Origin of the sequence: Streptomyces sp. R35, assembly GCF_041053035.1 — a bacterium.
GTDB classification, from domain to species: domain Bacteria; phylum Actinomycetota; class Actinomycetes; order Streptomycetales; family Streptomycetaceae; genus Streptomyces; species Streptomyces lutosisoli.
Map to the genome: position 1 here is coordinate 5,522,669 of NZ_CP163440.1, position 18,624 is coordinate 5,541,292.

At 67.5% G+C, this 18,624-nt stretch carries 13 protein-coding genes; 9 read left to right on the plus strand and 4 right to left on the minus strand.

The features are described from left to right. Window positions 1-35: 35 nt before the first annotated feature. Window positions 36-326: a 30S ribosomal protein S6 gene (gene rpsF / locus AB5J50_RS25285; RefSeq protein WP_005482942.1), complete on the minus strand. Its 291-nt coding sequence runs from the start codon at window positions 324-326 to the stop codon at window positions 36-38. A gap of 288 nt (window positions 327-614) precedes the next feature. On the opposite strand from rpsF, the gene AB5J50_RS25290 reads away from it, so the two are divergent. The 3 genes from AB5J50_RS25290 to AB5J50_RS25300 all read left to right on the plus strand — a co-directional run bounded on the left by AB5J50_RS25290 (window position 615) and on the right by AB5J50_RS25300 (window position 3,395). Then, a complete protein-coding gene (locus tag AB5J50_RS25290; protein ID WP_369260600.1) occupies window positions 615-926 on the plus strand; it encodes a hypothetical protein in 312 nt (103 codons plus the stop codon). 163 nt (window positions 927-1,089) lie between these two features. Beyond that, complete coding sequence (femX, locus tag AB5J50_RS25295; RefSeq protein ID WP_327430064.1) at window positions 1,090-2,211, plus strand: peptidoglycan bridge formation glycyltransferase FemX; 1,122 nt, start codon at window positions 1,090-1,092, stop codon at window positions 2,209-2,211. A gap of 152 nt (window positions 2,212-2,363) precedes the next feature. Beyond that, complete coding sequence (locus AB5J50_RS25300; RefSeq protein ID WP_327430065.1) at window positions 2,364-3,395, plus strand: alanine racemase; 1,032 nt, start codon at window positions 2,364-2,366, stop codon at window positions 3,393-3,395. A gap of 92 nt (window positions 3,396-3,487) precedes the next feature. Here the strand turns inward: AB5J50_RS25300 and AB5J50_RS25305 are convergent, their stop codons facing one another. Together AB5J50_RS25305 and AB5J50_RS25310 are read right to left on the minus strand one after the other, a co-directional pair. Further along, window positions 3,488-4,993, minus strand: a complete 1,506-nt coding sequence (locus tag AB5J50_RS25305) for a glycosyltransferase 87 family protein (RefSeq protein WP_327430066.1) — start codon at window positions 4,991-4,993, stop codon at window positions 3,488-3,490. A gap of 121 nt (window positions 4,994-5,114) precedes the next feature. Beyond that, entirely contained in the window at window positions 5,115-7,820 is a 2,706-nt protein-coding gene (locus AB5J50_RS25310; RefSeq protein WP_369260601.1) for a transglycosylase domain-containing protein, read from the minus strand. Between the two features lie 375 nt (window positions 7,821-8,195). Between AB5J50_RS25310 and AB5J50_RS25315 the strand changes: the two genes are divergently transcribed. The 4 genes from AB5J50_RS25315 (at window position 8,196) to AB5J50_RS25330 (ending at window position 12,008) form a co-directional block, all read left to right on the plus strand. Then, entirely contained in the window at window positions 8,196-8,879 is a 684-nt protein-coding gene (locus AB5J50_RS25315; RefSeq protein ID WP_369260602.1) for a helix-turn-helix transcriptional regulator, read from the plus strand. Window positions 8,880-8,922: 43 nt separating this feature from the next. Further along, on the plus strand, window positions 8,923-10,005 hold the full coding sequence (locus AB5J50_RS25320) for an inositol-3-phosphate synthase (RefSeq protein ID WP_369260603.1): 1,083 nt from the start codon (window positions 8,923-8,925) through the stop codon (window positions 10,003-10,005). Window positions 10,006-10,106: 101 nt separating this feature from the next. Further along, window positions 10,107-11,375 carry an MFS transporter gene (locus AB5J50_RS25325; protein ID WP_369260604.1) on the plus strand — a complete coding sequence of 423 codons (1,269 nt, stop codon included), beginning with the start codon at window positions 10,107-10,109 and terminating at the stop codon, window positions 11,373-11,375. Between the two features lie 120 nt (window positions 11,376-11,495). Beyond that, complete coding sequence (locus tag AB5J50_RS25330; protein WP_369260605.1) at window positions 11,496-12,008, plus strand: hypothetical protein; 513 nt, start codon at window positions 11,496-11,498, stop codon at window positions 12,006-12,008. A gap of 106 nt (window positions 12,009-12,114) precedes the next feature. On the opposite strand, the gene AB5J50_RS25335 is transcribed toward AB5J50_RS25330, so the two are convergent. Then, the gene (locus AB5J50_RS25335) at window positions 12,115-13,581 is read right to left on the minus strand and encodes a CCA tRNA nucleotidyltransferase (RefSeq protein ID WP_369260606.1); all 1,467 of its coding nucleotides are present in this window, start codon (window positions 13,579-13,581) and stop codon (window positions 12,115-12,117) included. Between the two features lie 222 nt (window positions 13,582-13,803). Between AB5J50_RS25335 and AB5J50_RS25340 the strand changes: the two genes are divergently transcribed. Beyond that, window positions 13,804-16,224, plus strand: a complete 2,421-nt coding sequence (locus AB5J50_RS25340; protein ID WP_369260607.1) for a DUF6049 family protein — start codon at window positions 13,804-13,806, stop codon at window positions 16,222-16,224. A gap of 46 nt (window positions 16,225-16,270) precedes the next feature. Further along, window positions 16,271-18,520: a murein biosynthesis integral membrane protein MurJ gene (gene murJ / locus AB5J50_RS25345; RefSeq protein WP_369260608.1), complete on the plus strand. Its 2,250-nt coding sequence runs from the start codon at window positions 16,271-16,273 to the stop codon at window positions 18,518-18,520. Window positions 18,521-18,624: the final 104 nt, after the last annotated feature.

Here is an 18,624-nt window from a genome sequence, read left to right on the forward strand (position 1 = left end):
CTGCTACTCGATGCCCGAGATCAGCTGAGCGGAGCTCAGTGGGTCTCGGGACGGAGGACCTTGGTCCGGAGGACCGACTCGTTCAGGTTCATCTGGCGGTCGAGCTCCTTGACGACCGCAGGCTCGGCCTGCAGGTCGATGACCGAGTAGATGCCCTCGGGCTTCTTCTTGATCTCGTACGAGAGACGACGACGGCCCCAGGTGTCGACCTTCTCGACCTTTCCGTTGCCCTCACGGACGACGGAGAGGAAGTTCTCGATCAGGGGGGCGACAGCGCGCTCCTCCAGATCGGGGTCGAGGATGACCATCACCTCGTAGTGACGCATGTGGAACCCACCTCCTTTGGACTCAACGGCCACGGTCGTTCCGTGGCAGGAGGGTTGTGATGCGTACGCAACGGTATCGGCCGCCACTGACAATCGGGCTCCCCGATCGGTGAACCGAGCGGCAATCCCTGTCGTGACCTGGCCTTGAGCCTGGGCAGACACCGGTGCAGAGGATACAGAGTACCTGCACACCGGCTTCCGGTTGAAATCCGACCGGGTTGACCGTCAATCTGTACACATCGGGTGTGTATGGCGCTACGATGCGCCGCCTTCCGCAGGAGGTGCCCTATGGCACAGGTATTGCGACCCAACACCACCGGCTCACTCTTCGCCACGGACGGCAAGCCGCATCCGCTCCAGGACACCTTGCTCGCGGTGACCCTGGTGTGCGGGATCACGGCCTTCGTCTCGTCGATGTTCGACAGTCTGCATCTGCTCAGTTCCTGGGCCGGCCTCGTCGGGATCCTCACCGGCGCCTACGGGCAGTTCATCTCCGAGACGACACGAGAGCGCTTCGGGCTGATTCTGGGGCTCGGCTTCTCGGCCGTCGGTTTCTACCTCGGCCTGGCCCACGGCGGCCTCTTCGGCGGTGTGTTCTGAGTCGAACGTCCGTTTTCCCCTGACCCTGGGACGCTTCACGCTCCATCCCCGGGGTCCAGGTTCCATACGGCCAGACGGGGCGCTCGCAGGGCGCAGTAGGCTTCGGCGCGAGAGCCGGAGCCCCTGTACCCATGGGGACACACCAGCCCGAGGAGCGCCCCGAATGAGCCTGACCCTGAGGACCATCAGTCGAGAGCAGCATCTGGCATACATCCAGAGTCTGCCCTCGGCGAGTCACATGCAGGTCCCGGCCTGGGCAGATGTCAAAGCGGAGTGGCGCTCCGAGAACCTCGGCTGGTTCGACGACAGGACCGGCGAGATGGTCGGCGCGGGCCTGGTGCTGTACCGCCAGCTGCCCAAGATCAAGCGCTATCTCGCGTATCTGCCCGAGGGTCCGGTCATCAACTGGTACGCGCCGAACCTCGACGACTGGCTGCAGCCGATGCTCGCGCACCTCAAGCAGCAGGGCGCCTTCTCCGTGAAGATGGGCCCTCCGGTGATCATCCGGCGCTGGGAGGCCGCGTCCATCAAGGGCGGCATCCAGAACCCGGACGTGAAGCGCCTGCGCGACATCGAGGCGGACTTCATCGAGCCGCGCGCCTTCGAGGTGGCCGACAAGCTGCGCCGCATGGGCTGGCAGCAGGGCGAGGACGGCGGCGCCGGCTTCGGCGACGTCCAGCCCCGCTACGTCTTCCAGGTGCCGCTGGCCAACCGCTCCCTGGAAGAGGTCCACAAGAACTTCAACCAGCTGTGGCGCCGCAACATCAAGAAGGCCGAGAAAGAGGGCGTCGAGGTCGTCCAGGGCGGCTACCAGGACCTGGAGGAGTGGCAGCGGCTGTACGAGATCACCGCGATCCGCGACCACTTCCGGCCCCGCCCGCTGTCGTACTTCCAGCGCATGTGGACGGCCCTCAACACCGAGGACCCCAACCGGATGCGGCTCTACTTCGCCCGGCGGGGCGGCGTGAACCTGTCCGCCGCGACGATGCTGGTCGTCGGCGGGCACGTCTGGTACTCGTACGGCGCATCGGACAACATCGGACGTGAGTTCCGGCCCTCGAACGCGATGCAGTGGCGCATGCTGCGCGACTCGTACGCCCTCGGTGCGACGGTCTATGACCTGCGCGGCATCTCCGACTCGCTGGACGAGACCGACCACCTCTTCGGACTGATCCAGTTCAAGGTGGGCACGGGCGGGCAGGCCGCCGAGTACCTCGGCGAGTGGGACTTCCCACTGAACAAGCTGCTCCACAAGGCGCTGGACATCTACATGTCGCGCCGCTGAACCAGTCCGAAAACAGCCCCCCACCGCATCCCGAACCGCATGCCGAGCCACTGATCCGGCCCGGCATCGCCACGTCGGCCCCGCGGATCCGCCACAATTTCCTTTCATACCTCTGATACACCGCAGCCACGAGAAAGGTTCCGGGACCGGCCATGGCGCTCACGCTCTACGTCGACACCGCGCGCTGGCGGGCACACCACAAGCAGGTGTCCGAGCAGTTCCCGGGTCTCGTCCCCGTCTGCAAAGGCAACGGCTACGGCTTCGGCCACGAGCGGCTCGCGGACGAGGCCACCCGCCTCGGCTCCGACGTCCTCGCCGTCGGCACCACGTACGAGGCCGCCCGGATCAAGGACTGGTTCGGCGGCGATCTGCTGGTCCTGACGCCGTTCAGGCGGGGCGAGGAGCCCGTGCCGCTGCCCGACCGTGTCATCCGCTCGGTGTCGTCCATCGACGGCGTGTACGGCCTCGTGGGCGCCCGTGTCGTCATCGAGGTGATGTCCTCGATGAAGCGGCACGGGGTCAGCGAGCAGGACCTGCCGCATCTGCACTCCGCCATAGAGAACGTCCGGCTGGAGGGCTTCGCGATCCACCTGCCGCTGGACCGCACCGACGGCTCGGACGCCGTCGAGGAGGTCATCGGCTGGATGGACCGCCTTCGGGCGGCCCGCCTGCCGCTGCACACGATGTTCGTCAGCCATCTCAAGGCCGCGGAACTCGCGCGGCTGCAGCAGCAGTTCCCGCAGACCCACTTCCGCGCGCGTATCGGCACGCGGCTGTGGCTGGGGGACCACGAGGCGACCGAGTACCGCGGGGCCGTCCTGGACGTCACGCGTGTGTCCAAGGGCGACCGCTTCGGCTACCGGCAGCAGAAGGTGGCCTCGGACGGCTGGCTCGTCGTCGTGGCGGGCGGTACGTCGCACGGAGTGGGCCTGGAGGCCCCGAAGGCCCTGCACGGCGTCATGCCGCGCGCCAAGGGCGTCGCCCGTGCCGGCCTCGCGACGGTCAACCGGAACCTTTCGCCGTTCGTGTGGGCGGGCAAGCAGCGCTGGTTCGCGGAGCCCCCGCACATGCAGGTCTCGATCCTCTTCGTGCCCTCGGACGCCACGGAGCCGAAGGTCGGCGACGAGCTGGTGGCCCATCTGCGGCACACCACCACACAGTTCGACCGCATCGTCGAACGCTGACCTTCTGGGTTCGACCCGCTCGGAGACAGCCGAAAGGCCGTACACGGACACCGTGTACGGCCTTTTGTATGGCTTCCCTACGTCCTGTTCGCTCAGGGCGAACGGTCTCCGGCTGCCCCACTCCGGCTGCCCCATTCCACCTGCGGCCCGTCGAAGTGCGCCGCGTGCCGCGGTGGATGGGCCGCGGCACCGAGTACGAAGACATCCTCCGCACCGTCCAGGACACCGCCCGACGGGTCGTCGTCACCAGCTCGGCGCACCATGTCGCGTTCCGGCATGAAGATGTCGCGTACGACTACGGCACACAGGTACAGCGTCCCCAACAGGTGGACGGCGATGGCGATTTGGTACCCGTCGGTCGGCAGTCCCTTGTGAGCGTCCCCACTGGTCGTGTACGCGAGGTACATCCAGATCCCCAGGAAGTACGCGACCTCGCACGCCTGCCAGATCAGGAAGTCCCGCCAGCGCGGCCGGGCCAGCGCGGCGAGCGGGACCAGCCACAGCACGTACTGGGGCGAGTAGACCTTGTTGGTGAGGATGAAGGCCGCGACGATCAGGAAGGCGAGCTGGGCGAAGCGGGGGCGGCGCGGGGCGGTGAGCGTGAGGGCGGTCAGGCCCACGCAGAGGAGCAGCATCATGATCAGTGCCCACGTGTTCGCGGTGTCGGCGGTGATCGCGATCTTCAGCCAGTTCGAGATGAACAGGAAGACCGAACCGAAGTCCACCCCGCGGTCGTGGCTGAAGCTGTAGAACTTCGCCCACCCTTCCGGCGCCAGGTACATCACCGGAAGGTTCACAGCGAGCCAGGCCCCGACGGCGCCGAGCAGCGCTGTCCCGAACTCACGCCACTTGCCCGCCCGCCAGCACAGCAGGAAGAGCGGTCCCATCACCAGGAACGGGTAGAACTTGGCGGCCGTGGCGAGCCCGATCAGCACGCCGAACGCCAGAGCGCGCCCCCGCGACCACATGAGCATCGCGGCGGCCAGCAGGGCCACAGCGAGGAGATCCCAGTTGATGGTGGCCGTGAGCGCGAAGGCGGGCGCGAAGGCGACCAGAAGGCCGTCCCAGGGGCGTCGACGGTGGGTGCGCGCGGTGCATACGGCGATGACCGCCGCGCACGCCATCAGCATCCCGGCGTTGACCATCCAGTAGATCTGCTCCTGGTCCTGGATGCTCCCGCTGCCCGGGGTGAGCCACGCCGCCACCTCCATGAACACACCGGTCAGCACCGGGTACTCGAGGTAGTCCATGTCGCCGGGGATCTTGTCGAAGTACGGCACAAGACCGTCGGCGAAGCCGCGCCCCTGGTAAAGGTGCGGGATGTCCGAGTAGCACGCGTGCGTGTACTGCGAGCTGGCACCGAAGAACCAGCCACTGTCGTAGCAGGGCAGCTTCTGCACCATGCCGAGGGCGAACATGCCGATCGCGACGAGCGCGACAACCCGCACAGGCGTCCACCAGGACGTTCCGAGCAGGGCACGTCGCCCGATCGGGCCGCCGATCAGCTCACTGCCGCTCGCGGCGACCTCGTCCTCCCTGGTCGGCCGTACCAGCTCTGGCTCGTGCACGCTCGCTCGCGTCGTCTCTGCACTGGGCATGCCGCACATCCTGCCGTACGCGCCTAGGAATACGCCGAGGGCCGCCGCACCTGGTCGGTGCGGCGGCCCTTGTTTCACGTGAAACGGCATGTTTCACGTGAAACACGCACGGAGGCGGTTATCAGTTCGTTCCTCCGAAGAGTCCTCCGTTGCCGTTGCCTCTGGTGCTACTGGTGGTGGTCTCCGTTGGTGTGGCGGTAACTCCGCCGTCCGTACCACCGGTGTCCGTACCACCCGTATCCGTGCCGCCAGTGGTGGTGTCACACTTCCAGCTGTTGCACGGCTGGCTCGTCGAGGGCGAAGGAGACGTCAGGCTCTCACTGGGCGTCGGAGTCGGCGTAGCACTCTCCGTGGCGCTCGCGGTGGGCGAGGGGGTCGCGCTCGGGCTCGGGGTGTCATTGAGGACCTTGCCGATGTCCGTGGGCGTCGGGAAGTCCACCGCCTTCTCACCCTTGAGCGCCTGCTCCATGTAGTCGCGCCAGATCTGGGACGGGAACGAGGCACCGTGAATCGTCTTCTCGCCGCCCGTGCCGTACATCTGGAGGAACTGGCGATCCTTGCTGGTCTCGTCGTCGTCCATGCGGTACATGCCGATCGCCGTCGACAGCTGAGGGGTGTACCCGACGAACCAGGCGGACTTGTTGCCGTCGGTGGTACCGGTCTTACCGGCCACTTCACGACCGGCCAGCTGGGCGTTGGTACCGGTTCCCTTCTCGACCACGGTCTTCAGGACGTCGGTGACGTTGTCGGCGACCTTTGCGGTGAACGCCTGCTTGGTCTTGGCGACTTCTCTGTGGCGGAAGACCGTGCCGTCCTTGCTGGTGATCTCCTGGACCGAGTACGGGCTGTTCTGCTTGCCGCTGGCCGCGAACGTGGCGTATGCACCGGCCATACGGATCGCGCTCGGGGAGGACGTGCCCAGCGAGAAGGACGGATAGTTGGCGCTGGCAAGGCTCGACTCCAGGATGCCGGCGTCCATGACGGCCGCCTTGACCTTGTCCAGGCCGACATCCATACCCAACTGGACATATGCGGAGTTCACGGACTCACGCATCGCCTCACGCAGGTCGATCTTGTAGCTGGGCGGGTTGTACGACTGCTGGCCGTCGTTCTTCTGCTGCCACTCGTTGCCGTTCTTGTCCGTCCAGATAGTCCCGTCGTAGTCCTTGATCTTGAGCTTGTTCTTACCGCTGTACAGGCTCTTCGGGGACACGATGGTGCGCTCGTCCTGCGCCTGGACCGGATCGCCGTCGGGGTTCCTGACACCCCACGACATGGCGGCGGCCAGCACGAAGGGCTTGAACGTCGAACCCACCTGGGCGCCGGTCTGGTCGGCGTTGTTGGTGAAGTGCTTGGTCGCGTCCTCACCGCCGTATATGGCCTCGATCGCGCCGGTGGCCGGGTTGACGGAGGCCCCGCCGAACTGAACGTACTTGTCCGTCTTCGGGCGCAGCTTGGGCTTGATGTTCTGCTTGCGGACCTTGTCCACGGCGTCTTTGAGCGCGTCGACCTTCTTCTTGTCGAAGGTCGTGTGGATCGAGTAGCCGCCCTGCTGAAGCTGGCTCGCGGTGATCTTGGTGTTGTTGATGATATAGCCCTTGGCGAGATCGACGAGATAGCCGATCTGGCCGCTGAGCTGGGTGTTCGACCGCGGGTTCTGCCACTTGGGGAGTTCCTTGTACGTGGCCCGCTTCGCGGCGCTCAGGTGGCCGTACTCGACCTCCTTGGTGAGGGTGTCCGCCCACTGGGCCCTGGCCCGCTTCGTGTTGGCCGCGGGTGTGGCGCCCACCGGGTCGACCTCCGTCGCACCCGCCGGGTCGTAGTACGTGGCGCCCTTGAGCATCGCCGCCAGGAAGGCGCACTCGCTCGGGTTCAGTTTGATGGCGTCCTTGTTGAAGTACGCGCGCGCGCCCGCCTGGATACCGTAGGCCCCGCGACCGAAGTACGCGGAGTTCAGGTAGCCGGCCATGATGTCTTCCTTCTTGACCGTGGCGCCGACCTTTATCGCTACGAAGAGCTCCTTGAACTTCCGCGAGATCGTCTGTGACTGGTCGTCCAGCATCGCGTTCTTCACGTACTGCTGGGTGATGGTCGAGCCACCCTGCGTCTGACCGCCCTTGGCCATGTTGTAGAAAGCGCGGGCGATGCCCTTCGGGTCGATGCCACTGTCGGTCTCGAAGGTCTTGTTCTCCTGCGAGATGACGGCGTACCGCATGGCTTCGGGGATCTGGTCGTAGTTGATGATCTGGCGGTTGGTCTCACCACCGGTGGCGACCATCTCGCTGCCGTCGGCCCAGTAGTAGACGTTGTTCTGCGCCGTGGCGGTGTCGGCGACCTTCGGGACCGAGACCATCGCGTACGCGATACCAGCCACAGCGACCAGGCTGCCGCAGAAGCCGATGAACAGCCCCGTCACCAGTTTCCAGGACGGGACCCAGCGCCCCACGCCGTACTTGCCGGCGCGCGGGTAGTCGATGATCCGCTTCTTGGCGGGCGGCCCGGAACGGCCTCGGCCGCGCCCGGGCCCGTTCGGACCCGCGGGGCCGCCACGTCGGCCGCCACCGCCTCCGGGGCCGCCGCGTCCCGCGCCGTCGGCCGATCTGCGCCGGCCGCCGCTACTACTACTGCCTCTCTGCGCCGCCCGTCGGGCCTCGGCACGGCCACCGTACGGGCGCTCCTCACCCCCCGAGTCATAGGAGTCGGAAGGAGACTCGGTGGCGCCACGCGGTGCCGCGCGGCGGCCTTCGGACGGGCCGGGCTGGCCGCGTCGGGCCGCGGCACGTCCGCCGCCCTGTGCCTGCGGCGTTTTGCGACGGTGCTCGCTCATCGAACGATTACTCCTCGGGCAGGCGCACCCGTGCGCGCCTGGAAACGGCAGCTGGTTTCCGGTCCCCCCGAAGTACGGATGCGGTCGTTTACGCATTCACCCGTACTGCACCGAGGACGATGACGCCCCCCAGGCGTCACTTGGTTCCCGGTGGTGTGCATGCCGCACAGACTACGCACCGTCAAAACCCACCTAGCTCCGAAGTTCACCCCAAATCAGGCAACTCGCTTCGTATGAATCGGTGATGTGACGCCGTTCACCGTGACCCCACTTGTCGCATCCGCATGACCGTTCTATCGTGCTGATGTATCGAGTCGATACATCAGCACGGCATAAAGACCGTGCCGACGAGGCAGCGACAGGGAGGAGGCGACGATGAGCCGGCGTTCCGGGATCCTCGAGTTCGCCGTACTCGGCCTGCTCCGCGAGTCCCCGATGCACGGCTATGAGCTGCGCAAACGACTCAATACGTCACTGGGTGTGTTCCGTGCCTTCAGCTACGGGACGCTCTACCCCTGCCTCAAGACGCTGGTCGCCAACGGCTGGTTGATCGAGGAATCGGGTTCCACACCCGAGGACACCCTCGCAGCTCCACTCGCGGGGCGTCGCGCCAAGATCGTCTACCGATTGACGGCGGAAGGAAAAGAGCACTTCGAGGAGCTGCTCTCGCAGACGGGTCCCGACGCGTACGAGGACGAGCACTTCGCCGCCCGCTTCGCGTTCTTCGGGCAGACGTCACGCGACGTACGCATGCGCGTACTGGAGGGCCGCCGCAGTCGGCTCGAGGAGCGCCTGGAGAAGATGCGCGCCTCACTGGCGCGCACCCGGGAGCGCCTCGACGACTACACCCTTGAGCTCCAGCGCCACGGAATGGAGTCCGTGGAGCGCGAAGTGCGCTGGCTGAACGAGCTCATCGAGAGCGAGCGAGCGGGACGGGACGTCAAGGGTTCCGCCCCCGAAGGCTCCGCTCAGCAGGACAACACATCTGGAGAGACGGGCGGCCTGCCCCGGCACCGGGACAGCACCCGGCCGGATCCGTCCGACGACACCACCAGGTGAGACCCGTCGGGGTTTCACTACGTACATACAGGGAGCAATCGGAATGGGTTCGGTTCGCGTAGCCATCGTCGGCGTGGGCAACTGCGCCGCCTCGCTGGTGCAGGGCGTCGAGTACTACAAGGACGCCGACCCGGCGGCCAAGGTGCCCGGTCTGATGCACGTCCAGTTCGGCGACTACCACGTCGGTGACGTCGAGTTCGTCGCCGCCTTCGACGTCGACGCCAAGAAGGTCGGCCTCGACCTCTCGGACGCCATCGGCGCCAGCGAGAACAACACCATCAAGATCTGCGACGTCCCGAACAAGGGCGTCACGGTCCAGCGCGGTCACACCCTCGACGGTCTCGGCAAGTACTACCGCATGACCATCGAGGAGTCCCCCGAGGCCCCGGTCGACGTCGTCCAGATCCTCAAGGACAAGCAGGTCGACGTCCTCGTCTGCTACCTGCCCGTCGGTTCCGAGGACGCGGCGAAGTTCTACGCCCAGTGCGCCATCGACGCCAAGGTCGCCTTCGTCAACGCCCTCCCGGTCTTCATCGCCGGCACCAAGGAGTGGGCGGACAAGTTCACCGAGGCCGGCGTCCCGATCGTCGGCGACGACATCAAGTCGCAGGTCGGCGCGACCATCACGCACCGTGTGATGGCGAAGCTGTTCGAGGACCGCGGTGTCCGTCTTGAGCGCACCATGCAGCTCAACGTCGGCGGCAACATGGACTTCAAGAACATGCTGGAGCGCGACCGCCTCGAGTCCAAGAAGATCTCGAAGACGCAGGCCGTCACCTCGCAGATCCCGGACCGCGACCTGGGCGAGAAGAACGTCCACATCGGCCCGTCGGACTACGTGCAGTGGCTCGACGACCGCAAGTGGGCGTACGTCCGCCTCGAGGGCCGCGCCTTCGGCGACGTCCCGCTGAACCTCGAGTACAAGCTCGAGGTGTGGGACTCCCCGAACTCCGCGGGTGTCATCATCGACGCCGTGCGCGCCGCGAAGATCGCCAAGGACCGCGGCATCGGCGGCCCGATCCTCTCCGCGTCCTCGTACTTCATGAAGTCCCCGCCGGTCCAGTACTTCGACGACGAGGCCTTCGAGAACGTCGAGAAGTTCATCAAGGGCGAGGTCGAGCGCTGACGAGACAGGGAGCCGTGCGTCTAAGCACTTCTCTGTGAACGTCGTTGAGGGTCCCCGGGCATTCCGCCCGGGGACCCTCAACGTATGTGAGGCTGTGCCCCATGGCTGTCGTGCGTGACCTGCGCGTCCTCCTGCGCTTCCAGGGCTTCAGGCGCCTGCTCGGCATACGGCTGCTGTCCCAGGGCGCCGACGGGGTCTACCAGGTCGCGCTCGCCACCTACGTCGTCTTCTCACCGGAGAAGCAGACCTCGGCGGCCTCGATCGCCTCCGCGATGGCGGTGCTGCTGCTCCCGTACTCCCTCATCGGCCCCTTCGCCGGCGTCCTGCTGGACCGCTGGCGGCGCCGCCAGGTCTTCCTGTACGGCAACCTGCTGCGGACCGCGCTGGCGTGTGCGACGGCCGTTCTGATGCTGAGCCACGTGCCCGACTGGCTCTTCTACGCCTCCGCACTGTGCGTCACCGCGGTCAATCGCTTCGTCCTCGCCGGCCTTTCGGCCGCGCTGCCCCGCGTCGTCGACTCGGACCGCCTGGTGATGGCCAACTCCCTGTCGCCGACCGCCGGAACACTCGCCGCGACCCTGGGCGGAGGTCTCGCGTTCGTCGTACGGCTGGTCGCCTCGGACTCCGACGCGGCGGTCGTCCTCGTAGGGGCGGCCCTGTACCTCTGCGCGGCGCTCGCCTCCCTGCGCATCGCCCCGGAACTGCTCGGCCCCGACCAGCAGTTGACGCAGCCGCATCTGGCCAAGGCGCTCGTCGGCACCGCACGCGGCCTGGCGGCGGGCGTACGTCATCTGGCCGAGCCCGCACGGCGGGAGGCGGTCTGGGCGCTGCTGGCGATGACGCTGATGCGCTTCTGCTACGGCGCTCTGACCGTCATGGTGCTGATGCTCTGCCGGTACGCCTGGGCACCCGAGCCGGGTTCGGACAACGGACTCGCGCTGCTGGGGCTGGCCGTCGGTGTCTCCGGGGCGGGCTTCTTCGTGGCGGCCGTGGTGACGCCCTGGGCGGTGGGCAGGCTGGGGCCCGGCGGCTGGATCGTCACCTGCGCGGGCGCCGCCGCGATCCTGGAGCCCGCGCTCGGCCTGCCGTTCGCCGCTGCCCCCATGCTGGTCGCCGCCTTCGTCCTGGGGCTGACGACACAGGGCGCGAAGATCGCCACGGACACGATCATCCAGTCCTCGGTCGACGACGGCTTCCGCGGCCGGATCTTCTCCGTTTACGACGTCCTGTTCAACGTCGCGTTCGTCGGCGCGGCCGCAGTAGCCGCTCTGATACTGCCTCCTGACGGACGCTCGGTTTCCCTCGTCGTCACGGTGGCGGCGCTCTACGCGGCAATTGCTATCGCTATGGCCCGCTTTGAACTGCAGTAAGTGTCACATCAGTGCCACAGAGCCCCTCCTGACTACTGCGTTGTCACAGGGTCCCGATAGCTTACGTGCGTCTTATTCGCGTCTTCGCGTCACGCGCCTACGTTCTAGGGGGACCCCCAAGTGACCACTCCGCCGCCCCAGGGCCAGAACCCGTTCGCCCAGGGCCAGCCGCCCCAGGGTCAGGCCCCGTACGGCCAGCAGCCGCCCCAGGGTTACCCGCAGCAGCCGGGCTACCCCCAGCAGCCCGGCCAGCCCGGCTTCCCGCAGCAGGGCGCCCCGTACGCCCCGGTCCCGCCGCAGCGGCCGAAGCGCAGCGTCAGGCAGTACCTGCGCATAGTCGTGGCCATCGCAGGCCTCAGCATCATCGTGGGCGGCTGGTTGCTCAACAAGGACGGCGAGGACGCCAAGAAGCTGGCCGTGGGCGACTGCCTGTACAACAAGGGAACCTCGAACGACCCGGACGTGGTCCAGGTCGACTGCACCGACTCGAAGGCCACGCACAAGGTCCTCAAGAAGGCTGACGGCGCGTCGCTGCCTTCGCTGACCTGCGAGAGCGTCACGGGCACGACGGCGACGCTGACCTGGAAGGAGACGGGCGAGTCCTTCACGCTCTGCCTGGGGGACAACAAGTAACCCGCACAGCTGGATGTGCGAAGGGGCGGTGTTTCACGTGAAACACCGCCCCTTCGTGTCGCCCGGGGTCATGTTTCACGTGAAACATGACCCCGTTCCACGAACCTCAGACCTGCTCGGCCCACCACTCCTTGAGCGCCGCCACCGCGGCGTCGTGCTCCATGGGCCCGTTCTCCAGACGCAGCTCCAGCAGGAACTTGTACGCCTGGCCGATCGCCGGACCGGGGCTGATGCCCAGGATCTCCATGATCTGGTTGCCGTCGAGGTCGGGGCGGATCGCGTCGAGCTCTTCCTGCTCCTTGAGCTGGTCGATGCGCTCCTCCAGGCCGTCGTACGCGCGGGAGAGCGCGGTCGCCCTGCGCTTGTTCCGCGTGGTGCAGTCGGAGCGGGTCAGCTTGTGGAGGCGGTCGAGGAGCGGGCCCGCGTCACGTACGTAGCGACGGACCGCGGAGTCCGTCCACTCGCCGGTGCCGTACCCGTGAAAACGCAGGTGAAGTTCGACCAGACGTGAGACGTCCTTCACCAGATCATTGGAGTACTTGAGCGCCGTCATCCGCTTCTTGGTCATCTTCGCGCCCACCACCTCGTGGTGGTGGAAGGAGACCCGCCCGTCCTTCTCGAAGCGACGCGTCCGCGGCTTGCCGATGTCATGCAGCAGCGCGGCGAGCCGGAGGGTCAGGTCGGGACCGGCCTCCTCAAGCGCCATCGCCTGCTCCAGGACGATCAGCGTGTGGTCGTATACGTCCTTGTGCCGGTGGTGCTCGTCACGCTCCAGTCGGAGCGCGGGAAGCTCCGGCAGCACATGGTCGGCCAGCCCGGTGTCGACGAGCAGCGTCAGGCCCTCGCGCGGGTGCGCGGACAGGATCAGCTTGTTCAGCTCGTCCCGAACCCGCTCGGCCGAAACGATCTCGATGCGCCCGGCCATGTCCGTCATCGCGGCGATGACCTCGGGGGCCACCTCGAAGTCGAGCTGCGCGGCGAACCGGGCGGCACGCATCATCCGCAGCGGATCGTCGGAGAACGACTCCTCGGGGGTGCCCGGGGTCCGCAGAATCCGAGCGGACAGGTCGCCGAGGCCGCCGTACGGGTCGATGAACTCTTTCTCCGGCAGCGCGACGGCCATCGCGTTCACCGTGAAGTCCCGGCGCACGAGATCTTGCTCGATGGAGTCGCCGTAGGACACCTCAGGCTTGCGCGAGGTCCGGTCGTACGCCTCGGAGCGGTACGTCGTGACCTCGATCTGGAACGACTGCTGTACGTCGTCCACGCGGGCGTCCTTCTGCGCGCCCACCGTACCGAAGGCGATCCCGACCTCCCAGACGGCGTCCGCCCAGGGCCGCACGATCTTCAGTACGTCCTCGGGGCGGGCGTCGGTCGTGAAGTCCAGGTCATTGCCGAGTCGGCCAAGGAGCGCGTCCCGGACCGAGCCGCCGACCAGGGCGAGCGAGAACCCGGCCTCCTGGAAACGGCGGGCGAGGTCGTCGGCAACAGGCGACACCCGCAGCAGTTCACTCACCGCGCGGTGCTGCACCTGACTCAGGGCACTGGGGTTGTCTTCGTTGGCGTTCGGCACAACAGAAAAGGGTACGTGGCCGAGGCACCTGCGGGCTCCTCCATAAAACGTGCACAGGCAGCCCCAATTTCTGATGGCATCAATACGCACATATACAGGACAGTCGGCCCTGTCCGCCGATCTTGTGGTGCACTCCGCGGCACTTACCCTCCGCGCGCATCGTTACCATGCGTGGACGCACATTCCGACGACCACTGACGACGACGAGGGACGGGCGAGCGCGTGGCCGAGGCGGCAGACTTCCAGGGGATGAGTCCCTCACCTGCCCGCCGGTGGCTCCGGCGCAGCGGAGCACTGCTGGCTGGGGCACCCCTGCTGGCCGGGCTGCTCCAGCTGCCCATCAGCACGTCCGCGTCCGCCGCGGAGAAGACCTCCGCGGCCGAGGCCACCGGGTCCAGCACGGTTGACGTCTCCCTCGACTCGCTCAGCCCCAGCGCCCCCACCGACGGCGACACCCTGACCGTCTCCGGCTCGGTCACCAACAACGGCAAGCAGGCCGTCACGGATGCCCATGTGGGTCTGCGCGTGGGACCGTCCCTGAACACTCGCTCCGCCATCGACACCGCCGCGAAGCGCACCGGGTTCCAGCTGGGCCTCGATCCCTTCGAGGTCGGCGGCAAGTACACCGTGAAGTTCTCCAAGCTCGCCGCGGGCGTCTCGCAGCACTTCAGCATCTCGGTGCCCGTCAAGGAGCTGGACCTCGGCTCCGACGGGGTCTACCAGCTCGCTGTCTCACTGACGGGCCGTACGGCCGCCCAGCAGTGGGACCAGGTGCTCGGCATCCAGCGGACGTTCCTGCCCTGGCAGCCCGACGAGGCGGGCACGAAGACGAAGACGACATACCTCTGGCCGCTCATCTCCACGGTCCACCTCACGGCGGAGACCGGCTCGGACGAGGCACAGACGCCCGTCTTCAAGAACGACGACCTGGCCAAGGAGATCTCCCCGGGCGGGCGCTTGGACCAGCTCCTGTCCCTGGGCAGCGATCTCGACGTCACCTGGGTCCTCGACCCGGACCTGCTGGCGTCCGTCGACGCGATGAGGAGGGACAGCTACCGGATCCAGGGCGAGAACGGCACCACCACGGCGGGCAAGAACCAGGCGGTCGCCAAGGCCTGGCTCGACAAGCTGGAGAAGACGGTCCAGGACAAGAAGGTCGTCGCCCTCCCCTTCGCCGACCCCGATCTGGCATCGCTGGCCCACAACGGCAAGGACGTCACCGGTTCCCTGAGCCACCTCAAGGACGCCACCGATGTGGCCTCCAGCACGGTGGAGACGATCCTTCATGTGAAGCCGAGCACCGAGTTCGCCTGGCCCGCTGACGGCGCCGTCGACCCGTCGATCGTCAAGGTGGCCACCTCGGCCGGCGCCGACAAGGTGATCGCCCGCAGCGACAGCCTGCGCGAGACGGGCGGACTGCCGTACACACCGAGCGCGGCCCGCCCCATCGGCGGCGGAACGACGGCGGTGGTCGCGGACGCCCGGCTGTCGACCGCGTTCCAGGGCGACATGACGAAGGCCGACAACTCCACGCTCGCCGTGCAGGAATTCCTCGCCCAGAGCCTGATGATCAACCTGCAGGAGTCGGAGGAGCAGCGAAGCATCGTGGTCGCCCCGCAGCGGATGCCGTCCGCGAGCCAGGCCCAGACGATGGCACAGGCGCTGAGGGCCCTCCAGGACGGGAACTGGTCGGAGTCCCAGGGCCTCGCCGCGGCCGCCAAGGCCAAGCCGGACACGGGCGCCACCACAAAGGTGCCCTCCGCGTCCTCGTACCCGTCCTCGCTGCGCAAGCAGGAGCTGCCGCGATCCGCCTTCGAGCAGATCCAGACCACGCAGAGCAAGCTCGACAACTTCCAGGTGATCCTCACCGACAAGGCTCGGGTGGTCACCCCGTTCGGTCGGGCCATAGACCGCGGGATGTCCACGTCCTGGCGGGGCCGTGCCTCCGAGGCGGAGACCTTCCGCAAGGGCGTGGATTCGTATCTCAGCGACCTCACCGGCCTGGTCCGGCTGATCGACAAATCCGACGCGAAGCTGTCCGGGCGCAGCGCCACGATCCCCGTGACCGTGCAGAACAACCTCGTACAGGGCGTCGACCATCTGGTGCTGCGCCTCACCTCGCGCCAGCCCACCCGCCTCAAGATCGGCAACGGCCCCTACCAGGAACAGCAGATCCAGGTCGCGGGCGAGCACAGCCAGTCGGTGAAGTTCACCACCTCCGCCGAGGCCAACGGCCCGGTGAAGGTCGTCGCCCAGCTGTACACGGAGGACGGCCAGGCATACGGTCCCGAGGTCACCTTCGAGGTGAAGGTCACCGAGATCACCCCGACGGTGATGCTGGTCATCGGCGGTGGCGTCCTGCTGCTCGTGCTCGCCGGCTTCCGGATGTACACGCAGCGCAAGCGCGCCGCCGCCCGACAGGCCGAGGAGGAGCCGGAGGACGGTCCCGAGGCCGAGGGCGTGAACAAGGACGCGGACGGCACCGTAGACACTGAGGACACCGAAGACTCCGAGAACGGTCCCGAAGAGGAGTCCGGCGCGGAGCCCGGGGCAGACGCCCCGGAGCACCCGAGTGACCCGACACCGGACACCGCACCGGAAAGCACCGGCCCGTCCGGCACGGGTGAGAGAGTGGACCGTTGAGCGATGTCGTGGCCGGTGGGCCCGGGGACGATGAGGTGGGGTAACCATGAACGCGCCGTACGACGGTGACCGCGGCCAGGGCGCGGGCGGCTCGGGCTACCCCGAGGGCTACCCGGACCAGGACGCGGGCCACGTCGGCTACCCCGAGGGCCAAGCGCCGGAGCACGGCCAGATGCCGGCCGGTCCCGCCGCGGACATGTACTTCCAGGACGCCTACGACCAGGATCCCTACCGGGCGCAGGACCTCTCCGCCCAGGACCCGGTGACCGAGGCGCTCTACGACCGTGCCGCGCACCCCCCGCCGCCCCCCGGCGCGTTCTACCCGCAGCAGCCGCTCTACGCCCAGCCGCCCACGCCGCAGTACGCCCCCGACCCGCGTGTGTGGGCCCAGACGCCCCCTCCGGAACCGGCCGGCCCGACGCGGCACCTTCCGTACGGCGAGGACGCGCGCACCACCCAGTTCGTGGGCGTCGACGACCTGGTCACCCAGTCCGGCGAGGAGCGCCACGAACCCGACGCCTTCGCCCATCTCTTCCGCGACCAGCAGCAGGGCGGCGCCCGTCCCCCCGTCGGCCGGCACGCGGTACCGTCGCCGGCTCCTGAACCGGCTCCGGCCACCGCGCAGCCCTCGGCGCCCGCACCCGCGCCTGCCGCGAAGAAGTCGGGCGGACGCGCGTCGGGTCTGCTGAAGTCGAGCGCGGTGATGGCGGCGGGCACACTGGTGTCCCGGCTCACCGGGTTCGTCCGGACCATGATCATCACGGCTGCTCTGGGCGCCGCGACCCTCGGCGACGTCTGGGGCGTTGCCTACACGCTGCCGACGATGATCTACATCCTGACCGTCGGCGGCGGCCTCAACTCCGTGTTCGTGCCGCAGTTGGTGCGGTCCATGAAGGAGGACGAGGACGGCGGTGAGGCCTACGCCAACCGCCTCCTGACCCTCGTCATGGTCGCCCTCGGCGTGATCGTCACGATCGTCGTCTTCGCGGCGCCGCTGCTGATCCAGTTGATGTCGCATGCCATCGCCAGCGACCCGCCGGCGAACAACGTCGCCGTCACCTTCGCCCGCTACTGCCTGCCCACGATCTTCTTCATGGGCATCCACGTGGTGATGGGCCAGATCCTCAACGCCCGCGGGAAGTTCGGCGCGATGATGTGGACTCCGGTCCTCAACAACATCGTCATGATCGCCACCTTCGGCCTGTTCCTCTGGGTCTACGGAACGGCCGCGGACTCCGGCATGACGGTGCACAACATCCCGGCCGACGGTGTCCGTCTCCTGGGCATCGGCACCCTGCTCGGCCTGGTCGTACAGGCCGTGGCGATGGTTCCGTACCTGCGCGAGACCGGCTTCCGCTTCCGACTGCGGTTCGACTGGAGAGGGCACGGCCTCGGAAAGGCCGTCGCACTGGCCAAGTGGACCGTGCTCTTCGTCCTCGCCAACCAGGCGGGCGTCCTGGTCGTCACCCAGCTAGCGACCGCCGCGGGCAAGGCCTACGGCAAGAGCGGCGCGGGCATCCTGGCCTACTCCAACGCACAGCTCATCTGGGGCATGCCGCAGGCGATCATCACGGTCTCGGTCATGGCCGCGATGCTGCCCCGGATCTCGCGCGCGGCCCACGACGGCGACCCCGGCGCGGTCCGCGACGACATCTCGCAGGGGCTGCGTACCTCGGCCGTCGCGATCGTCCCCGTGGCCTTCATGTTCGTGGCCCTCGGTATCCCGATGTGCACCCTGCTCTTCGGCTCCAGCGGAATCGAGTCCGCCCAGGCCCAGGGCTATGTCCTGATGGCCTTCGGCCTCGGCCTGATCCCGTTCTCCGTGCAGTACGTCGTACTGCGCGGCTTCTACGCCTACGAGGACACCCGCACCCCCTTCTACAACACGGTCATCGTGGCCGCGGTCAACGCCGCCGCCTCGGCCGTGTGCTACATGATCCTTCCGGCGCAGTGGGCGGTCGTCGGCATGGCCGGGTCGTACGGGCTGGCCTACGCCGTGGGTGTCGGAGTGGCCTGGAAGCGGCTCCGCAACCGGCTCGGCGGCGACCTGGACGGTGCGCGTGTCATGCGCACATACGCGCGTCTCTGCCTCGCTGCCATCCCTGGCGCCGTGGTGGGCGGCGCGGTCGGATTCGCGATCACCCAGGCCCTCGGACACGGGGCGCTCGGCTCGATCGCGGCACTCCTGGTCGGCTCGATCGCCCTGCTCGGTGTGTTCTACGTCGCCGCACGCAAAATGCGCATCGTGGAGCTCAACTCAATGGTCGGAATGGTCCGCGGGCGCTTCGGGCGCTGAGGCGGGGGTACGCGCACAACCATCGTCCGTCGCCGTGTGTCGTGCATAGCGCCGGACTGTGGGCACAATTGGTTTCTGCGTCGGACAGCGCGCAACGGATGGGG